Origin of the sequence: Leisingera thetidis (assembly GCF_025857195.1) — a bacterium.
GTDB lineage: Bacteria > Pseudomonadota > Alphaproteobacteria > Rhodobacterales > Rhodobacteraceae > Leisingera > Leisingera thetidis.
In genome coordinates this window covers 1,767,212-1,786,746 of the sequence record NZ_CP109787.1, presented here as the reverse complement: position 1 = coordinate 1,786,746, position 19,535 = coordinate 1,767,212, and the positions used below count along the sequence as shown (strand labels likewise).

General features: G+C 64.4%; 14 protein-coding genes. 5 read left to right on the top strand and 9 right to left on the bottom strand.

Annotation, left to right across the window (positions count from 1 at the left end):
• The first annotated feature begins 25 nt into the window (after positions 1-25).
• Complete coding sequence (locus tag OKQ63_RS08520; RefSeq protein WP_264213501.1) at positions 26-2,503, top strand: penicillin acylase family protein; 2,478 nt, start codon at positions 26-28, stop codon at positions 2,501-2,503.
• Positions 2,504-2,551: 48 nt separating this feature from the next.
• Here the strand turns inward: OKQ63_RS08520 and hflX are convergent, their stop codons facing one another.
• From hflX to trkA, 4 genes are all read right to left on the bottom strand, one after another.
• Complete coding sequence (gene hflX / locus OKQ63_RS08515) at positions 2,552-3,823, bottom strand: GTPase HflX (RefSeq protein ID WP_264213500.1); 1,272 nt, start codon at positions 3,821-3,823, stop codon at positions 2,552-2,554.
• Positions 3,823-4,062, bottom strand: coding sequence for an RNA chaperone Hfq (gene hfq, locus OKQ63_RS08510; RefSeq protein WP_005611588.1), 240 nt, complete (start codon positions 4,060-4,062; stop codon positions 3,823-3,825). Before hfq ends, hflX begins: the two co-directional genes overlap by 1 nt.
• A gap of 121 nt (positions 4,063-4,183) precedes the next feature.
• Positions 4,184-5,719 carry a TrkH family potassium uptake protein gene (locus OKQ63_RS08505; RefSeq protein WP_264213499.1) on the bottom strand — a complete coding sequence of 512 codons (1,536 nt, stop codon included), beginning with the start codon at positions 5,717-5,719 and terminating at the stop codon, positions 4,184-4,186.
• Between the two features lies 1 nt (position 5,720).
• On the bottom strand, positions 5,721-7,097 hold the full coding sequence (gene trkA / locus OKQ63_RS08500; protein ID WP_264213498.1) for a Trk system potassium transporter TrkA: 1,377 nt from the start codon (positions 7,095-7,097) through the stop codon (positions 5,721-5,723).
• 47 nt (positions 7,098-7,144) lie between these two features.
• Here trkA and OKQ63_RS08495 point away from each other — a divergent pair, with 47 nt between their 5' ends.
• Both OKQ63_RS08495 and OKQ63_RS08490 read left to right on the top strand, forming a co-directional pair.
• Positions 7,145-7,678, top strand: coding sequence for a hypothetical protein (locus OKQ63_RS08495; protein WP_264213497.1), 534 nt, complete (start codon positions 7,145-7,147; stop codon positions 7,676-7,678).
• A gap of 441 nt (positions 7,679-8,119) precedes the next feature.
• Positions 8,120-10,453: a caspase family protein gene (locus OKQ63_RS08490; protein WP_264213496.1), complete on the top strand. Its 2,334-nt coding sequence runs from the start codon at positions 8,120-8,122 to the stop codon at positions 10,451-10,453.
• A 50-nt stretch (positions 10,454-10,503) separates the two neighbouring features.
• Here the strand turns inward: OKQ63_RS08490 and ntrX are convergent, their stop codons facing one another.
• From ntrX to dusB, 5 genes are all read right to left on the bottom strand, one after another.
• Positions 10,504-11,913: a nitrogen assimilation response regulator NtrX gene (gene ntrX, locus OKQ63_RS08485; RefSeq protein WP_264213495.1), complete on the bottom strand. Its 1,410-nt coding sequence runs from the start codon at positions 11,911-11,913 to the stop codon at positions 10,504-10,506.
• The gene (locus OKQ63_RS08480; RefSeq protein ID WP_264213494.1) at positions 11,910-14,189 is read right to left on the bottom strand and encodes a sensor histidine kinase; all 2,280 of its coding nucleotides are present in this window, start codon (positions 14,187-14,189) and stop codon (positions 11,910-11,912) included. The genes ntrX and OKQ63_RS08480 overlap by 4 nt, the downstream gene beginning before the upstream one ends.
• Positions 14,190-14,289: 100 nt before the next feature.
• Positions 14,290-15,657 (bottom strand): response regulator, encoded by a 1,368-nt coding sequence (locus OKQ63_RS08475; protein ID WP_264213493.1) that lies wholly within the window; start codon positions 15,655-15,657, stop codon positions 14,290-14,292.
• Between the two features lie 3 nt (positions 15,658-15,660).
• Positions 15,661-16,740, bottom strand: coding sequence for a two-component system sensor histidine kinase NtrB (locus OKQ63_RS08470; protein ID WP_264213492.1), 1,080 nt, complete (start codon positions 16,738-16,740; stop codon positions 15,661-15,663).
• Positions 16,737-17,723 carry a tRNA dihydrouridine synthase DusB gene (gene dusB / locus OKQ63_RS08465; protein WP_264213491.1) on the bottom strand — a complete coding sequence of 329 codons (987 nt, stop codon included), beginning with the start codon at positions 17,721-17,723 and terminating at the stop codon, positions 16,737-16,739. Before dusB ends, OKQ63_RS08470 begins: the two co-directional genes overlap by 4 nt.
• Before the next feature lie 181 nt (positions 17,724-17,904).
• Between dusB and OKQ63_RS08460 the strand changes: the two genes are divergently transcribed.
• Together OKQ63_RS08460 and OKQ63_RS08455 are read left to right on the top strand one after the other, a co-directional pair.
• Positions 17,905-19,041: a bifunctional 2-C-methyl-D-erythritol 4-phosphate cytidylyltransferase/2-C-methyl-D-erythritol 2,4-cyclodiphosphate synthase gene (locus OKQ63_RS08460; RefSeq protein ID WP_264213490.1), complete on the top strand. Its 1,137-nt coding sequence runs from the start codon at positions 17,905-17,907 to the stop codon at positions 19,039-19,041.
• Positions 19,038-19,535 (top strand): phosphatidylglycerophosphatase A family protein, encoded by a 498-nt coding sequence (locus OKQ63_RS08455; RefSeq protein WP_264213489.1) that lies wholly within the window; start codon positions 19,038-19,040, stop codon positions 19,533-19,535. Before OKQ63_RS08460 ends, OKQ63_RS08455 begins: the two co-directional genes overlap by 4 nt.

The following is a 19,535-nucleotide window of genomic DNA, read 5'->3' as shown; positions in this document are numbered from 1 at the left end:
AAAACCCAAGGGAAAACAACCGCTGATGGGACATCTTTTCCGCTGGCTTCTGCGTCTTGCTGCGGGCCTGATTCTGCTGAGCGTTCTGGCCGCCCTGCTGGTCTATTACCTCGCCTCGCAGTCGCTGCCCGAATACAACAAGCAGCTTGCCCTGCCCGGCCTCTCCTCCCCGGTGGAGATTGTCCGCGACAACGCCAACGTGCCGCATATCTTCGGCAGTTTCGGCGCCAGCGACGAGGATGTCTATTTCGGCCTTGGCTATGCCCATGCCCAGGACCGGCTGTGGCAGATGGCGGTGATGCGCCGCACCGCCCAGGGCCGCCTGTCGGAAATCTTCGGCACCCGCACGGTCGAAACCGACACCTACCTGCGCCGCCTGGACATCTACCGGCTGGCGCAGCAGTCGGTCGCGGTGCAATCGCCGGAAGCCATGGCGGCGCTCAAGGCCTACGCCGCCGGCGTCAACGCCCGGCTGCAAGAAATCAACGAAGACGCGCTTGGCCGCGGCGCGCCGGAGATGTTCCTGTTCAACATGCCGGTCGCCCCCTGGCAGCCCGCCGACAGCATCGCCATCATGAAGCTGATGGCGCTGCAGTTCTCCGGCCACATGAAGGAAGAAATCCTGCGTGCCCGCACCTCGCTGGCTCTGAATGACTCCGCCCGGATCAAGGACATCCTGCCGGATGCGCCAGGCACGGGCCTAGCCGCCCTGCCCGAATATGCCGAGCTTGTGCCCGGAGCCCGGCAGTTTGCGACTGCGGACAGCACCGAAGCGGACAGCCTGCTGTTCCCGGTTGCCCCGCGCGGGCTGGCTGGGGCCTCCAACGCCTGGGCCGCGGCACCCAGCCGCTCGGCGGCGGGCGGCACGCTGCTGGCCAATGACCCGCACCTCGGCCTTAGCGCGCCGGGCGTCTGGTACCTGGCGCGGCTGGAGCTGGGCACCGGCGGGGTGATCGGCGGCACCATCCCCGGCATCCCGGCGGTGATCACCGGCCGGTCCGACACCCTGGGCTGGGGCGTCACGTCTTCCTACCTCGATGACCAGGACCTGTTCATCGAACGGCTCAACCCGGAAAACCGCCAGGAATACCTGGGGGTTGACGGATACAAGGAGTTCATCTCCCGCCCATCGATCATCACGATCAAGGATGAGCCTCCCGTCACCCTGACGCTGCGCTGGACCGACAATGGCCCGGTGCTGCCCGGCTCCATGTTCAACCTTGCGGAGATCACTCCGCCCAGCCACGTCGTGTCGCTCAGCTGGACCGTGCTCAGCCCAAACGACACCTCGATGAGCGCGGCGATAAACCTGATGCGCAGCACCTCGGTGCAGGAGGCCATCGCCGCCGGCGAGGAGTTCGTCGCGCCCTCGCAGAACCTGACGCTGGCGGACAGGGACACCATTGCGCTCAAGACCGTCGGCGCCTTCCCGCTGCGTGACGCGGCCCATCAGAGCAAGGGCCGCATGCCAAGCCAGGGCTGGCGGCCGGAAAACCGCTGGCAGGGCCGCACGCCCTATTCCGGAAATCCAGAGTTCCTCCGCCCCGCCGGCGGCATTTTGGGCAATACCAACAACAAGGTCCTCGACCGGCCCTTCCCCAATCATGTCTCCTTTGACTGGGGCGACACCCAGCGCATCCACCGCTGGCAGAAACTGATGCAGAACCGCGAGGTGCATACCCGCGACAGCTTCATCGAGGCGCAGCTGGACACGGTGTCATACACTGCCCGCACCCTCTTGCCGCTGATTGGTGCAAACCTGTGGTTCACCGGCGAGGCCGCCGCCGCCGGCACCCGCGAGCGCCAGCGCCAGATTGCCCTGACCCTGCTGTCTGAATGGAACGGCGAGATGAACGAGCACCTGCCGGAGCCGCTGATCTACGCCGCCTGGGTCCGGGCGCTGCAAAACCGGCTGATTACCGATGAGCTGGGACCGGTTGCCAAATCCTTCCGCCATGTGGAGCCATTGTTCATCGAACGGGTTTACCGCGATGTGGAAGGCGCCTCTGCCTGGTGCGACGTGCGCCAGAGCGCACCGGAAGAAAGCTGCACCGACATGGCCCGGCTGGCGCTGGACGATGCACTGATCTGGATCGAAGAACGCTATGGCGACGCGCTGGAATCGCTGCGCTGGGGCGACGCGCATCAGGCCGCTCAGGACCACCCCGTGCTGGGTGATGTGCCGCTGCTGCGCTATTTCGTGAATATCCGCCAGTCCACCAGCGGCAGCGACAACACCCTGCAGCGCGGCAAAAGCTCGGGCAAGGACCCGGATCCGTTCCAGAACGTGCACGCCGCCGGCTACCGCGGGGTCTATGATTTTGCCGATCCGGACAGTTCTGTCTTCATCGTTTCGACCGGCCAGTCCGGCCACCCCTTGTCGCGCTATTACGACGACATGGCGCAGCTCTGGCGGCGCGGTGAATACATCCCGATGTCGCTGGACGAGGAACTGGCCCGCGCCGCCGCCGTCGGCATCACCCGGATCATCCCCAGGCAATAAAAAACGGGCGCATCTGCGCCCGTTTCCTTTTGTGCCAATTGCCGGAACTCACAGTTTCTCGAACTTGGCCTTCTGCCGGTCAGTCCACAGCACCGTGATGTCAAACCCGGTTTCGGTCTGTTCCTCACTCTGCACAAGGTCTTCCTTGAACAGCCAGGCGCGCTGCTTGCCCTGGGCAAAGCTGAGGTTCAGCAACTCCTCATGCCGCACCCCCTGCAGCTTCTCGGCGATATCCGCCAGCAGCCGCTCCAGCCCTTCACCGCTCAGCGCCGAAATCGCATGAATGCCGTCCTCGCGCCCGGCACGCTGGCGTCGGGCCTCGGCCTCTTCCTGCGGCAGCTGGTCGAGCTTGTTCCAGACCTCGATCCGGACGCGGTTTCCATCCACCCCCAGCGAGGCCAGGATCGCCTCCACATCCTTGGCCTGCTGCTCGCTCTCCTCATGGCTGATGTCGCGTACATGCAGGATCACATCCGCCGCCAGCACCTCTTCCAGCGTCGCCCGGAAAGCGGCCACCAGCTCGGTCGGCAGATCCGAGATGAATCCCACCGTGTCGGACAGGATAATCTCTGGACCGTCCGGCAGCTCGACCCGGCGCATGGTCGGGTCCAGGGTGGCAAAGAGCATGTCCTTGGCCATCACCTCGGCCCCGGTCAGCCGGTTGAACAGGGTGGACTTGCCGGCGTTGGTGTAGCCCACCAGCGCCACAATCGGATACGGCACCTTGGCGCGCGAGGCGCGGTGCAGCGTCCGTGTCTTCACCACCTTGTCGAGCTGGCGGCGCAGCCGCACCAACTGGTCGTCGATGGCGCGGCGGTCGGCCTCGATCTGGGTTTCGCCGGGTCCGCCGACAAATCCCAGGCCGCCGCGCTGGCGCTCCAGGTGGGTCCAGGCCCGCACCAGCCGGGTCCGCTGATAGCTGAGCGCCGCCATTTCGACCTGCAGCACGCCTTCGCGGGTCGCCGCCCGGTCCGAGAAAATCTCAAGGATCAGCCCGGTCCGGTCGAGGATCTTGACCTTCCAGGCCTTTTCCAGATTGCGCTGCTGCACCGGGGACACCGGCCCGTCGATCAGGACCAGTTCGATCTCATTCGCCTTCAGGACGCCCGCCAGCTCCTCGATCTTGCCGGAGCCGAACAGCATCCCCGCATGCGCCTTGGGCAGCCGCACCACGTTGGAGCCGATCACGTCAAGATCGGGCAAAGCCGCTGCCAGCGCAACGGCCTCCTCAAGCGCGGGGGCTGCGTCGCGGCGCCCGCTGTCGGATTTGATTTCCGGATGCAGGACCCAGGCGCGGGTCTGCTTCCTGTCATGCTCCATCAATTGGAGTCTTCACCCTCATAGAGACTGATCGGCTGGGCCGGCATGATGGTCGAAATCGCGTGTTTGTAGACCAGCTGCGACTGTCCGTCGCGGCGCAGCAGCACGCAGAAATTGTCGAACCAGGTGATCACACCCTGCAGTTTGACCCCGTTGATCAGAAAGATTGTAACCGGAACCTTGGTTTTGCGAACGTGATTCAGGAAGGCATCCTGAAGATTCTGTCTGTCCGAAGCCATTTTTTATTATCTCGCCTTTGTTCTTGCCACGCGCTGCGGACCAGCACGCACGTTAAAGACCAGTATGGACGGAGAAAAAACAAGTTTCCAGCTGAAAAACACTTTTTACCAGCAAGGGCAGTCAGCTGCGCCAGAGGTTGGGCGACAGCAGCGCGATGAAGGCCAGGGTTTCCAGCCGCCCCAGCACCATGGCGATGCACAGGATCAGTTTGGCCGGCGCCGCCAGCTGATTCAGCACGATCGGTGTGCTGCTGGCGCTTTCGGTCAGCGGCCCGGTGGTGGCCAGCGAGGCCACCGCCAGGACAAGCGACTGCTCGAAATCAGTGCCGACCGCCGCCAGCGCGGTGCTGACCAGCGCCAGGGACAGGGCAAACAGCATGAAGAACACCCAGGCCACAAAGGCACCGTTCTTCTGCAGCCGCTTGGTGCGGTCGCCGCCGCCGCTGACCGAATGGGGATGCACCAGCCGCTCCATCTCGCGCAGCCCGTTGAGATACAGCGCATAGACGCGCAGAAGTTTCACCCCGCCCGCGGTGGTGGCCACACCGCCGCCGAACACTGCCAGCCCCAGCAGGATCATCCCCGGGGTTTCAAGTCCCGACCAGGCCTGTGCAGCCTCCCAGTGAACGCTCTCAAAGCCGGTGGTCGACAGAAAGGACATCACTGTGAACACGGTGCCCCACAACGCCTTCAGCGCAAGCAGAAAATCCTCGCCCGCATTGACCTCGTAGGCGGCAACCCAATGGCGCAAAAACAGCAGCAGCGGCACCCCGAAGACGATCAGCAGCCCGGTGCGGAATTCCGGATCCTTGTCCAGGCGCCCCTGCCCCGCGGTCACCGTGTCGCTGGAAAAGGTCAGCCGGGACAGCGCAAAGAACATGAACAGGAACATCACCATCTCACCGGCAATGCCGCTGGAGGCATATTCCACCCCGCCGGTTGCGGAAATGCCCGAGGTTGCCATCACCGACATGGCGTGGCTGAGCCCCGCCAGCGCCTGCTCGCCGGTGATCATCAGCAAAAGCCACAGCACCAAGGTCAGCCCCGCGTAAACCGGCGCCAGCGTTCGGGTGACTTCCACCAGCTGGCGGCGGGGATCGGCTTTTTCCATATGTGCCGGCGCTGCCGTGCCGCCGCCGGGTTCGCCTTTGGCGGTGACCTCGAAACCGCCCAGCGACATCGGCGCCAGCACGGCCGAGGCGGCAACCCACATCAGCAGCCCGCCCAGCCAGCCGACAATGGCCCGCCACAGATGCACGCTTGGCGGCAGCCGCGCCGGGTCGCCCCAGATGTCGGCACCGGTGGTTGTGATCGCGCTGACCATGTCGAAATAGGCATTCAAATACCGGGTGCTGACCAAAGCGTCCTGCACCGGCACCGCCAGAAACAGCGGCAGCACGGTGAAGGTTGCCAACAGGGAAAGCAGCTGCCCCGGCATCCCGTAGCGCGGCACCCGGTTGCCCATCGACAGGCCGATCAGCACCACCAGCATCAGCCCGGCGACACCGGAATAAAAGAAACTTTGCGAGGTGTGGTGATCGTCCAGCACCAGCGCATGGATGGCCGGCACCCACATCGCCAGCGAACCGATGCCCCAGATCAGCAGGAACAATGGCAGGCGCAGCACGCCAAGGGGGGCTTTGACCACGCGGCGCATCTTAGAAATAGTCGATCGACACCTGCAGCAGGCGCTCGACCTCCGGCACATCTGCGGCCACAGCAAAAAGCGCGATCACGTCGCCCTCCTCAATCCGCATATGGCCCGAGGGGCGCAGCATTTCGCCGTTTTTCAGCACCCCGCCGACCAGCACGCCTTCGGGGAAATCCGTTTCCCGGATCATCTGGCCGGCAATCGGCGAGGTCGACAGCACCTCGGCCTCGATCATCTCTGCCTCGGCATCGCCCAATGAGTAGACCTGCCGCACCCGGCCATAGCGGATGTGGCGCAGGATAGAGCTGACCGTGGTGGACCGCGGATTGATGTAGGCATCGATCCCCAGGTGCGGCAGCAGCGGCACCAGTGTCGGGTCATTGATCAGCGCAATCGCCAGCGGGCAGCCTTCGGCCTTGGCGCGCACTGCGGCCAGCATGTTGGTCTTATCATCATCCGTCACCGCCAGCATGGCATCGGCCTTGTCGATGCCCGCCTCGATCATCAGCGCCCGGTCCAGACCGTCGCCGTGCAGCACGATCGTGCGCTCCAGTTCCTCGGCCGCGCGCTCGGCGCATTTGCGGTCGCGCTCGATCATCTTGGCGCGGATCCGCCCGGTACCGGCCTCCAGCGCCTTGGCCACTTCCAGCCCGACATTGCCGCCGCCGACCACAACCACCCGGTCCTGGCGCTTTTCCTTCTTGCCGAAAACTTCGATTGTGCGGGGCACGTCATCGGAATGGCTGAACACATAGCAGCTGTCGCCCACAAACAGCTGGTCACCCGGCTCAGGCGCGAACAGCGTGCCTTCGCGGCGCACCCCGACCACGATGGCCCGCAGGGTGGAGAACAGGTCGGTCAGCTGACGCAGCGGCGTATTCACCACCGGGCAATGTTCGTCGATCTGGATCCCCAGCAGCTGCGCCTGCCCGCCCATGAAGGTTTCGGTGTCAAACGCTGCCGGGGCCGAAAGCCGCTGCATCGCTGCCGCAGCCACTTCGCGTTCCGGGCTGATCACCACGTCGATCGGCAGATGCTCGCGCTGATAAAGGTCGGAATAGATCGCGGTCAGATAGCTCTTGGCCCGCAGGCGGGCAATCTTGCGCTGGATCTTGAACACCGAATGCGCCACCTGGCAGGTCACCATGTTGACCTCGTCCGAATGGGTGGCAGCGATGATCATGTCGGCATCCCGCGCCCCGGCCCGCTCCAGCACATCCGGATAAGAGGCAAAGCCGTGGATCCCCTGCACGTCCAGCGTATCGGTGGCCCGCCGCACCAGCTCCGGGTTGTTGTCAACAACGGTGACATCATTGTGCTCGCCGGACAGGTGCCGGGCGATCTGCCAGCCGACCTGGCCCGCACCGCAGATAATGACCTTCATTTGCGCATCCCTTGGCGGAATTTCGGGCAGAGTTTCGCCCGACGTGAATGACAGAAGCCGCTTTCACGGTCAATTTAATTGTAACATGCTCTGATTGCAGCCATTCTTGCCTCATGTTCAAGCCGCTGAAGTTCCTTTGCGGATCCCTGCTGCTGCTCGGCGCGGCAGCCTGCGGGCCGCTTCCGGTCTACTACAAACCGGGAACCGAGACCGCCCGCCTGCAAACCGACGAGCTCGGCTGCCAGGCGGCGGCCTTGAAAGACGCGCCGGTCGCCAATGAAATCCGCCAGAATCCGCCAATCTTCTACCCCGGGCGCAAAGTCTGCCACAGCGGCGGTTGCTATTACCGCCCCGGCTATTGGGTGGACGGCAGCATCTACACGGTGGACGTGAACAAGCCGCTGCGCCAGCGTCTGGAAAAGTCCTGCATGGCCGCCAAGGGCTATCAGCAGATCACCCTGAAACGCTGCACGCAGCGCAGCGCTTCGGCTCCCGCGGGTCCGTATCTGGAGCCGTTGACCGAAGCCTCCTGCGCGCAGCGCAACCGGGATGGCAGCATCAGCATCCGCACCGGCGGCTGAGCCATTGGCCGGTTCCGGCCCCGCTGCCGCCCGTTTTGCGGCGGGTTGGCTTTGATTTGCGGCGCCGGATCAAGTAAGCTGGTTACCGGATTGTTTGTTGATCAGTATTCTCCAAAGAGAAAGGTACCCGATGCGGATACACTTCCTGTTTGCCGCGCTGCCTCTTGCCGCTGTGACAGCAGCCTGCGAGCCGGTGGCCCCCATTGCCCCCCCGCCCGCCGCGGCCCCCGCACCAGCTTCTGCGACCTACCGGGCGCCAGCTCCTGTAACCGCCACCCGGGCTCCGGTCATTCCGGCGGAAGAAGCGCCTGAGCCTGCCAGCCAGGGCGGCGGCGGTGGATCCGGCGGCGGCGGCGGTGGATCTGGCGGTGGCGGCGGTGGATCTGGCGGCGGCGGCGGGTCCGGTGGCGGCGGAGGCTGGGGTTAAGCCCAGGCAATCAAATGAAACCCCTGCAATCTTCCTGCACCTCGCTTGCGGCAGCACTTCTGGCCAGTGCAGCCCTGCTTCCTGCAAACGCCGCACTTGCGGCCTATGAAACCAGTGAACGGGGCACTGCCCCGGAAACCGCCATCGTGATCGGCATCCAGGATTACGACCATGTCACCGACCTGACCAACACCCGCCAGGATGCCGAGGCAATGGCGGCGATGCTCAAGTCCTTCGGCTATACGGTTTATGAAGGCTATGACCTGGACAAGCGCGGGTTTGAGGCGCTGCTGCGACAGGCTGCCCTCAATATCCGCGACGGCAGCCAGGTGTTCTTCTATTACGCCGGCCACGGCATCCAGCTGGGGCGGCGCAACTACCTGCTGACCAGCGACGCGGAACTGTCGGGCATTCACGACCTGCCGTTCCAGTCAGTCACCCTTGACCGGGTGTCGGCCATTCTTGGCGGCAAGGCGGGCAGCCAGATCCTGATGCTGGATTCCTGCCGCGACAACCCGGTGCCCGACGCCAGGCTCAATGCCGAAGTCGGTGCCCAGCTTTATGAGGCGCGCGAAGGGTTCGACGTGTTCCGCCCGCCCCTCAACACGCTGGTCGCCTTCTCCACCTCGCCCGGCGCCACTGCTCTGGATGGCGAGCCGGGCAGCAACAGCCCCTACACCGCCTCGGTTGTGCGGCATTTTCCGGACCGGCCCGACGAGGACGCGATGACCGTTCTCGCTGCCATCCGCGGCGACGTCTACAGCGCGACCGGCAACACCCAGGTGCCCTGGGAAAGCTCGACGCTGATGCAAAAGATCTACCTGCGTCCGGCAGAGCGGTCCCTGAACGTTGCCAAGGCAGAGACGGAAACCACCCTGGTCAGCCTGGATCAACTGCCTGCCGAGCTGTCGGTCAAGGTGCCGCTAGGCCGCTCGCTGGAACTGGCGCCGGAGATCAGCCCCTATGTCCGCGCAGGCACGACGGTGACGATTGTCGAAACGCCCGCGGCAGGTGTCACCTCGCTGCAATCGGGTGACGGCAGCGCACTCAGCCTCAGCTACGCGCCCAAGCTGGCGGAACTGCCGGCCCGCAAAGACGGCGGCCAGGTGCGCAAGGACCGCATGGTGCTGCGCCTGGCGCAGGCCGGGACCGTGCGGAATGTCACAGTGAACCTCGAAATGATTGCCCGTCAATGCGATCTGGAAGCCGGAGATCTGCTGGATCCGCAAGGGGTCGGCCTTTACCGTTATCCCAATGAGATCAATCTCAAAGCGGCTGAGGCCGCCTGCCGCGAGGCGGTGCAGACCGCGCCGGATATCGGCCGGCTGCACTACCAGCTGGGCCGGGCTCTGCAGGGCCAGGGCCGCCTGATCGAAGCCTACGAAGCCTTTGGGAAAGCTGCGGAACTGAACCATACCCGCGCCTATAATGCCGTGGCCTATCTGCATATCACCCCGAATGTCGATCGCGAGACCGTGCCCATCCCCTACGACCCGGGAAAGGCCTTTGCCCTCTGGGACAAGGGGATCGAGGCAGGCGACCCCTTCTCGATGCACGCCCGCGGCAAACGGCTTTTGCGCAAAAGCAGCACCGCCGAGGAAAAACAGCGCGGTTTTGACCTGCTCAGCCGGGCGGTGGAGCTTGGGCATACCTATTCGATGAACGAACTGGGCGTGTTCTTCCTGTGGAGCGGCGATGAGCTGGCGCAGCCGGAACGCGGGCTGTCCTATCTCGAAGCCTCTGCCGGACGCGGCGATATCTACGGCACCGCCAACCTGGGCTATGTCTACCGTGATGGCGGAGCGGGCCAGCCCGTGGACAAGGAAAAAGCCCGCGCGCTGTTCGCCGAAGCCGCCCAGCTGGGCCACCCCCATGCTCCGGGCGAGATCGGTCGGATGATCATGAATGGAGATCTGCCCGGCAGTGACGCTGCCGAAGCGCTGGAATGGTATGATATGGGGCTATCGCGCGGCGACGCCTGGGGCGGTGCCAATGGCGCCTGGGTCGCGCTGAACCAGCTTTCAGACCGCATCCCGGTTCATGCCGCTGCCGCCAGGGCAGGCAAGGCGATGGCGCTGAATGATCCCGACGCACGCGCCGCCGCACGGGATCTGCTGTCCGGCATGGCTGAAACGGACGTTTCTGCCGGCACCCAATACGTCCTGCGCCAGCTTGGATCGGGGATTGCCATTGACGGCCAGTTCGGCCCCGAGTCCCGCAAACAGCTGGCCAATTGGGCCCGGGAGGCAGGGTTGCCTGCAATCGTCCCGGAAGACGCCATCAGCCAACTGCAACTGGCCGCGCAGGTTCATTTTGCGCTGAACCCGATCCGGCAGGACCTGTTCTGATCCCCGGGCTCTGCAGTCCCTGCACCCGGACGGGCGCAGGGACTGAATGATCAGGCCTGCTCTTCCTCGGTTTCCACATGCGCCACCCGGGCTCCTGCCTTGTTCGAGGTCACAACCCCCAGCGACTTCAGCTTGCGGTGCAGTGCCGAGCGCTCCATGCCGACAAAAGACGCCGTACGGCTGATATTGCCGCCAAAACGGTTGATCTGGGTCAGCAGGTATTCCCGCTCGAATGCCTCGCGCGCCTCGCGCAGAGGCAGCGTTGCCAGCGCGCCGGACAGCACCACCCGGCCCTCCTCCTGCGGCTTGTCCTCCTCGCGCGGCAGGTCCCTGGCCTCGATCGGGCCGCTGCCGTCACCGAGGATCAGCACCCGTTCCACCAGGTTTTTCAGCTGGCGCACGTTGCCCGGCCACAGCATGGTTTGCATCAGCGCCACCGCTTCATCCGTCAGCTCGCGCAGCGGCAGGCCCTGGGCCTCGTTGAACTGGGCGATGAAATGGCCCGCCAGCAGCGGAATATCCTCGCGCCGGTCCGCCAGCGACGGCACCGCAACCGGAACCACGTTCAGGCGGTGATACAGCTCCTCGCGGAATGTGCCGGACTCAATCTCGGCGTCCAGATCCTTGTTGGTCGAGGAGACCACCCGCAGGTCCACCCGGATCTTGTCCGATCCCCCGACCCGCTGGAACTGCTGGTCCACCAGCACCCGCAGGATCTTGGACTGGGTGCCCAGCGGCATATCGGCGACCTCGTCAAAGAACACCACCCCGCCGTGCGCCTGCTCCAGCAAGCCGGGTTCCACCCCGCGCTCGGAGGTTTCGCGGCCGAACAGCACCTCTTCCATCCGGTCAGGCTCGATGCTGGCGCAGTTCACGGTAATGAACGGCGCCGAGGCCCGGTTCGAATTGGCGTGGATGTAGCGGGCCGCAATCTCCTTGCCGCTGCCTGCGGGACCGGTCAGCATCACCCGGCCGTTGGATTTGGTCACCTTGTCCAGCTGGCTGGTCAATGTCCGGAAAGCCGCGGAGGTGCCGATCATTTCCGCCGCACCCGTGTCCTTGCGCTTCAGATCCGAGTTTTCCCGGCGCAGGCGCGAGGTTTCCATGGCGCGGCGGATCACCACCATCAGCTGGTCGATGTTGAAGGGCTTCTCGATGAAGTCATAGGCGCCCTGCTTGATCGCCGCCACGGCAATTTCGATGTTGCCATGGCCCGAGATGATCACCACCGGAATATCCGGCGTGTCGCGCTTGACCGTCTTCAGGATGTCGATTCCGTCCATCTGGCTGTCCTTCAGCCAGATATCCAGGATCATCAGCGCCGGCTGCGATTCCTCCAGCCGGGCCATGCATTCATCGGAACTGCCGGCCTTGCGGGTGGCATAGCCTTCGTCCTCCAGAATGTCCGAGACCAGCTCGCGGATATCGCGCTCGTCATCTACAATCAGAATGTCACTCATGTCAGACCTGCTTTCACTGTGCTCTTGTTTGGCGCCGCCGCCCGGTTTGCGGCGGGCAGGCGGATCACCGCCATCGCGCCGTAATGCGCGTGTCCCTCGAACACCGGGGCATCTTCCAGCGTCAGCGTGCCCCCATGCTCTTCGATGATTTTCTTGACGATCGGCAGCCCCAGCCCGGTGCCCGCATCGCGCGTGGTCACATAAGGCTCGAACAGCCGTGCCCGGTCTTCCGGCAGGCCGATGCCATTGTCGGCGATGCGGACTTCATAGAAGTGTCCCGCTTTTGCCGCCGCCACACGGATTTCCGGCACCAGGCCTTGCGGGTTTTTCTTTTGCTGCAGGCTTTCAATGGCTTCGCCTGCGTTCTTGATCAGATTGGTCAGCGCCTGGCCAATCATGGTGGCGTCCAGATCCGACGGCATCGCTGCCTGCGGCAGCTCCGCCCTGATCCGGACACCGGGCTGGCCCTGCTGCTGCAGGATCACTGCGTCCCGCACCAGTTTGGCCAGATCTTCTTCGCGCCTCTCCGGTTCCGGCATGCGGGCGAATTTCGAGAATTCATCGACAATCCTGCGCAGATCATTGGTCTGGCGCACGATCACATCGGTCATCGATTGCAGCTGATCGCTGTTCTCCTCGCCCAGCTTGGGGGCGAACTTGCGCTTGATCCGCTCCGCACTCAGCTGGATCGGGGTCAGCGGGTTCTTGATCTCATGGGCAATCCGCCGGGCCACATCGCCCCAGGCCGCCAGCCGCTGGGCACTGACCAGATCGGTCACATCGTCAAAGGCCACCACATAGCCTTCCAGCCCGCCCTCCCCGGAGCGGCGCGGAGACATCCGCACCAGCAGGTTTTCCAGCTGGCCCTGGCGGGTCACCTTGATCTCCTCCTGCACCACCTCGGCACCGGTTTCGATCAGCTCGGCAAACAGCGGCCCGAACTCCGGTACTGCCACCGCCAGCGCCAGCGACTGCTGATCCTCCTGCCAGTCCAGCAGCCGCTCAGCCGAACGGTTGACGAATGTCACCCGCCCGTCCGCGTCCAGCCCCACAACCCCGGATGTCACCGAAGACAGCACAGAGTCGAACAGGCGGCGGCGGCGTTCGATCTGCCGGGTGTTGTCCAGCAACCGCCCGTGCTGCGCCTTAAGCTCCCGGGTCATCTGGTTGAAATACTGGCCCAATTGGGAAATTTCGTCGCCGCCATCATCAATCGGCACCTGCACGTCCAGATTGCCGGAACCAACCCGCTGCGCCGCTACCGTCAGCCGTCCGACGGGCCGCGACAGCCGTTCGGCGAACCACATGCCCAGCCACATCGCCGCCAGGATCAGGATCACCGCAAAACCGATGTAAAGCAGCGCAAATTCAAACAGAACCCGGCCGCGCTCGCTTTCCAGCTGCTGGTAGAGATGCGCGGTTTCCTGGGTGTCATCGAGCAGGTTCAGCAGCTCGCCGTCCACGTCCCGGCTGATGTACAGGAACCGGTCGACAAAAGCCTCCAGCTGCACCAGGGCACGGAATTCGCTGTTGTCCCAATCCTCGATCAGCAGGAATCCATCGGAGCGGGCAACTCCGATCTGGCGGTCGTTCGGCTTCTCGAAATCGAACTCGTATGAACGTTCCCCGCGCGCCCGGATCAGCCCGGCGCTGTCGACGATATAGGCTTCGCGCAGACCCCTTTGAATCTGCAGCTGGCCTTGCGCCAGAACCAGACGCAGCTCGGCGTCGTTGATAAAGAAACTGCGGGCTCGGCTGTTGTCCAGGTATCGCGCCAGCGCATGCGCGTCTTCGGTCAGATCGTTTTTCTGCTGCGCCTGATAAGCCTCGGCCGCCGCCAGCGAGCTGCCGATCACTTGCCGCACGCGCTGCGAGAACCAGCCCTCAAGTCCCACATTCACCGTCAGCACCGCAAACACCGCAACGATGACGGTCGGGATCAGCGCCAGAAACCCGAACGCCCCGATCAGCCGCAAATGCAGGCGGGATCCGGCGGATTTCGAGCGGCGTGCCATAAACAGCCGCACGATCTGGGTCATCACCAGCGCCGCGATGGTCAGGATATAAACCAGATCCGCCAGCAGAATCAGCCGCAGCGGTCTGGAGGATGCGCCCTGCCCGAACGGTCCGATAATGAGGAAAGTAGCCAGCGCCAGTACCGGCCCCAGCAGCACCAGCCCGATTGTCCCGATATTGCGGGCGCGGCGGGTCCTCCGCCACCGGTCAAAGGCTGCAAATGGCCCGTATGCCGCCCTCAGATGTGACTTATGCGCCACTGACTGCCCTCATTCTGATGTGCGACTCTTTGCGAGTCACCGCCATATCTCGTGGCCCAGCCTAGGAAATTCATAGCCAAGCCACATTTCTGTGGCGATATTACATCAGTTTGCGGCGGCGTGTCACCTCAATATCCAGATCCGTAATCTTCTTACGCAGGGTATTCCGGTTTATCCCCAGAAGTTCGGCGCATTTTGCCTGGTTGCCGCCGGTCGCCGCCAGGGCGATTTCGATCAAGGGCGTCTCCACCTCGCGCAGCAGCCGCATGTACAGCCCCGGCGGCGGCAGCAGGTCGCCATGCAGGTCGAAGTAGCGCTGAAGGTGGCGGGCGACCGCTTCCGAAAGCTTCTCGCTGGCAAGCCCCGCCACGGCCGGTTCCGGTCCGGACTGCGGCCCCAGCACGGAAGCGGCATCAGCCTGGCTGATGTCTTCGCTGCGCGCGGTCAGCGCCAGCCGCCGCACGGTGTTCTCCAGCTGCCGGACATTTCCAGGCCAGCCGAAATGGCGCAGCACCTCGCGCGCGCCCTCGCTCAGCACGCGGTGCGGTGCGCCGTCATTCTCGGCCCGGATCAGGAAGTGCTCCGCCAGAAGCAGAATATCCTCCACCCTTTCCCGCAACGCAGGCACATGCAGCGCCGAGCCGCAGATCCGGTAGTACAGATCCTGGCGCAGGTCCCCGGCCTCCATGACCACGGCAAGGTCTTTCTGACTGGAGGCGATGAAACGGGGCGCATGATCACCCGGCGCATCCATCATCCGCACCAGCCGTGCCTGCGCCTCTTCCGGAAGATCGGCCAGCTCATCAATAACCAGCGTGCCCCCTTTTGCTTGCGCCAGCAGCCGTGACGGGCCTTCCAGCTCGATCAATGCCGCAGCGTCCGCCTGCACAAAAGGTAACGTCCGCCGGTCTGAAAAGTCATGTATAGCCCGGGCAATCAACGACTTTCCGGTCCCGCTTTCGCCGGTAATCAGCAGCGGCAGATCGGTGTTCATCACCCGGGCGATCAGCCGGTACAGCGTCTGCATCACCTCGCTGCGGCCGATCAGCGGCAGCTCCTCCGGGTGCTCCGGCGCATCCGTTCGAGGCGCAGAAGGGGCCACCCGCTTTGCCGCCAGCGCCTTGGCGGTGCGCTTCATCAGTTCCGGCAGGTCAAAGGGTTTCGGCAGGTAATCATACGCCTCGGCCTCTTCCGCCTTGATCGCCGTCATGATGGTGTTCTGCGCCGAGATCACGATCACCGGCAGCCCGGGCCGGTCGGCCTGGATCTTGGGCAGCATCTCCAGCCCGTTGCCATCCGGCATCATCACATCCGAGATGATGACATCGCCCTTGCCCTCAGCCACCCAGCGCATCAGCGTGGTCAGCGAAGAGGTCGCATGCACCTTGCAGCCGGCGCGGGTCAGCGCCTGGGTCAGTACGGTGCGGATGGTGCGGTCGTCGTCAGCGACCAGAACGGTGCCGTCCATGGATCAGCTCTCCTGCGGTTTTCCGTCGCGCGGCACGCGCGACAGCGACAGCCGGAACACAGTGCGCCCGGGAACCGAGCTTACCGAGATCCAGCCATTATGCTCCGAGAGGATCTTGCTCACCAATGCAAGGCCCAGCCCGGTGCCATTCTCCCGGCCCGACACGAACGGGTCGAAAATGTCATCCCTGATGGTCTCCGGCAGCCCCGGCCCGTCATCGCAGATCTCGATCTGCAAGGGCAGCAGCTTGCCGGTGCCGTCGCTGCGGCGCAGCCGGAAGGAATGTTCATAAAAGGTGCGGATGTGGATGTTTCCGCCTTTCCGATCAGCCGCTTCTGAGGCGTTCCTCAACAGGTTCAGCACCACCTGCAGCAGCTGGTCCGCATCGCCCCAGGCCAGCGGAAGCGAGGGATCGTATTCTTCAGTGATGGTCATATGGGCGCCGAACCCCAGCAGCGCGGAACGGCGCGCCCGGTCCAGCACGTCATGCAGGTTCACCGGCTGGAAGGACGGTTCCGTCAGATTGCCGAACTGCTCCACCTGCTCCAGAAGCTTCACGATGCGGCGGCTTTCGCTGACGATCAGATCGGTCAGCTCCAGGTCGTCCGCCGTCAGGTTCATACTGAGAAGCTGCGCCGCGCCGGTGATCCCTGCCAGCGGGTTCTTGATCTCATGCGCCAGCATCTCCGCCATGCCAATGGCTGAGGCGGCGGCGGATTTGGCGGAATGGGTCTGCGTCATTCGCCCGGCCAGCTCCCGCGGGGTGACCATCAGCAGCATCACCCCTTCCTGCCCCTGCAGCGAGGCAATCTGCACCCCGCACTGCAAGGGCGCCCGGCTGCCGGAGCCCACATCGATATCATTCACAAACAGCGGCGTGCCCTGCACCCGGGCGCGGGCAAAGGCCTCCTCGATCGGTGCATCGATTGCCAGCGTGTCCCAGACCGGCTGCCCCAGCAGCGCCTTGCGGGAAGTGTTGAGGAACCCCTCTCCGGCCGCGTTCACATCGGCGATATTGTCCCCGGCATCGATCAGGAAGGCCGGCACCGGCAGGGAGGCCCAGAGGGCAGAACTGTCCATCATGCGGCGGCCTCCGGACTTTGCATGCTCAATGCCTCCGGCAGCAGCGCCAGCACCTGCTGCGGCGTCTTTTCGGTCAGCACCGCCCGGCGCATGGCAGGACCGGTGCCGGCCTCATCCATGTACCAGCCCAGATGCTTGCGCGCGACACGCACCCCCAGCTCCGGCCCGTAAAAGTCGAGCATCGCCTTGTAATGCTCTGAAACCATTGCGATCAGCGCATCACCCTCCGGCACATCCGGAGCCGGCGTGCCCCACAGATGGTGCGCCACCTCGGCCAGCAGCCAGGGCTTGCCTTCAGCCCCGCGCCCGATCATCACGCCGTCCGCACCGGACAACTCCAGCGCCTTGCGGGCAGAGGCGGTGTCCACAATGTCGCCATTGGCCAGCAGCGGCACATTCACAGCGTCTTTCACCCCCCGGATGGCAGCCCAATCCGCCGAGCCCTTGTAGAACTGGCAGCGCGTGCGGCCGTGGATCGTCACCATCTGCACCCCGGCCTCCGCCGCGCGGCGGGCCACATCCGGGGCATTCAGGCAGTTTTCGTCCCAGCCCAGCCGGGTTTTCAGCGTGACCGGCACATCCACTGCGCCCACCACCGCCTCGATCAGCTTCAGCGCATGATCCGGCGTTTTCAAAAGCGCCGAGCCGGAATAGCCGTTTGTCACCTTCTTGGCGGGGCAGCCCATGTTGATATCGATGATCCGCGCGCCCTGCCCGGCAACCTGCCTGGCGGCCTCTGCAATCCAGTATTCCTCGCGCCCGGCCAGCTGCACCGCGGTGTTCTCAACATCGGCGCTCAGCTCGGCGCGCTCCCGCACGCCGGGTTTCGCCTGCACCATCTCCTGGCTTGCCACCATTTCGCTCACCATCAGCCCGGCCCCAAAGGAGCGGACCAGATCCCGGAACGGACGGTCGGTGATTCCGGCCATCGGCGCCAGGGCGATCGGCGGGGACATGGAGGTGGTTCCAAGCGTGAAAGACAACTGCCTAATCCTTGTGCAACTGAAGCGTTTTTATCCGAAGTCCCTGCTATGCAGCAATGAAACTGCCCTCTGCAAGGCACAGCCAGCCGCCATTTGCCTATCTTTTAAGCATATTCCCCCAGGTGATTGCCTATCGCCGCGCCACCTCATAAACAAAACCCGGATTTGCAATGAGGCTTTCATGACCACAGCCGCCCTGATCGTCGCCGCCGGCCGCGGCACCCGCGCAGGCGGCGGCATGCCCAAGCAGTGGCGCCCGCTCAAGGGCCGCCGGGTGATCGACTGGACGCTGGAAGCCTTTGCAAAGGCTGGCGTGGACCTCACTGTGCTGGTTCTCTCCCCTGATGATGAAACCGCGTGGGAGGAATTCTCCGGAACGCCCGGCCTGAGTCTGGCCAAGGGCGGCAGCGAGCGTGCAGCTTCGGTCCTGAACGGGCTGCAGGCGCTGGAACAGCAAGGCGTCGACAAGGTGCTGATCCACGACGCCGCCCGCCCCTGTGTCAGCCCCGCTCTGATCAACAGCATTCTTGATGCCTTGGATGAAACGGCTGCGGCAGCCCCGGCACTTGCCGTGACCGACGCTCTGTGGACTGGCGCCGAGGGCACCGTGACCGGCACCCGGGACCGCAGCGGGCTCTATGCTGCGCAGACCCCGCAGGGGTTCCGCTATCAGGACATCCTCGCCGCACATCTTGCCCATCCGGGCGGCGCAGCCGACGACGTGGAGGTTGCGCGCGCCGCAGGGCTTGACGTCGCCATCATTCCGGGCGAGCCGGACAACATCAAAATCACCCGGCCTGAGGATTTCGCCCGGGCCGAACGCATTCTGGGAGCAGAAATGGATATCAGGCTTGGCAATGGCTACGACGTGCACCGCTTCGGCCCCGGCAGCAGCGTGATCCTCTGCGGTGTCGAAATCCCGCATGAGAAATCCCTGCAAGGCCATTCCGACGCCGACGTCGGCATGCACGCGGTGACCGACGCGATCTATGGCGCGCTGGCGCAGGGCGACATCGGCCAGCACTTCCCGCCGTCCGACCCGCAGTGGAAAGGCGCCGCCAGCGAGATTTTCCTGCGCCACGCCGCCGACCTGGCGCGGCAGATGGGCTTCACCCTGTCCAACATCGACTGCACCCTGGTCTGCGAATATCCCAAGGTCGGACCGCACGCCGCCAAGATGCGCGACGTGATGGCAGAAATCCTGGGCATCGGGGCTGACCGGGTGTCGATCAAGGCCACCACCTCGGAACGCCTCGGCTTTACGGGACGCGGTGAGGGCATCGCCGCGATTGCCACCGCCGCGCTGGTGAAGTCATGAGAATCGCGACGCTGATCGGCACCGTCTGCGGCGTCGGCTATCTCAGGCCGGCGCCCGGCACCTGGGGATCGCTCGCAGCACTGCCTTTGGCCTATGGGCTGCACCAGCTCGGCGGCTTCCTGCTGCTGGCCGCGGCCACGCTGATCTCAGTCGGCGCCGGCGTCTGGGCCGCCGAGGTAATGACCCGCGGCAAGGAGGACCTGGATCCTTCCGAATTTGTGATGGATGAGGTTGCCGGCCAGTTCACAGCACTTTGGGCGATCTCCTATCCCGCCTGGGCACATGATATCGACATCACCGCCCTGTGGCCGGGCTGGATCGCCGCCTTTGTGCTGTTCCGCCTGTTCGACGTCTGGAAACCCGGCCCGGTGGGCTGGGCCGACCGGCAGAAAGGCGCAACCGGTGTGATGATGGATGACCTGATCGCCGGGATCATGGCCGCCATCGGAGTGGGCCTGCTTGCCTTCCTGTCGCACCGCGTGCTGGGGTTCTGA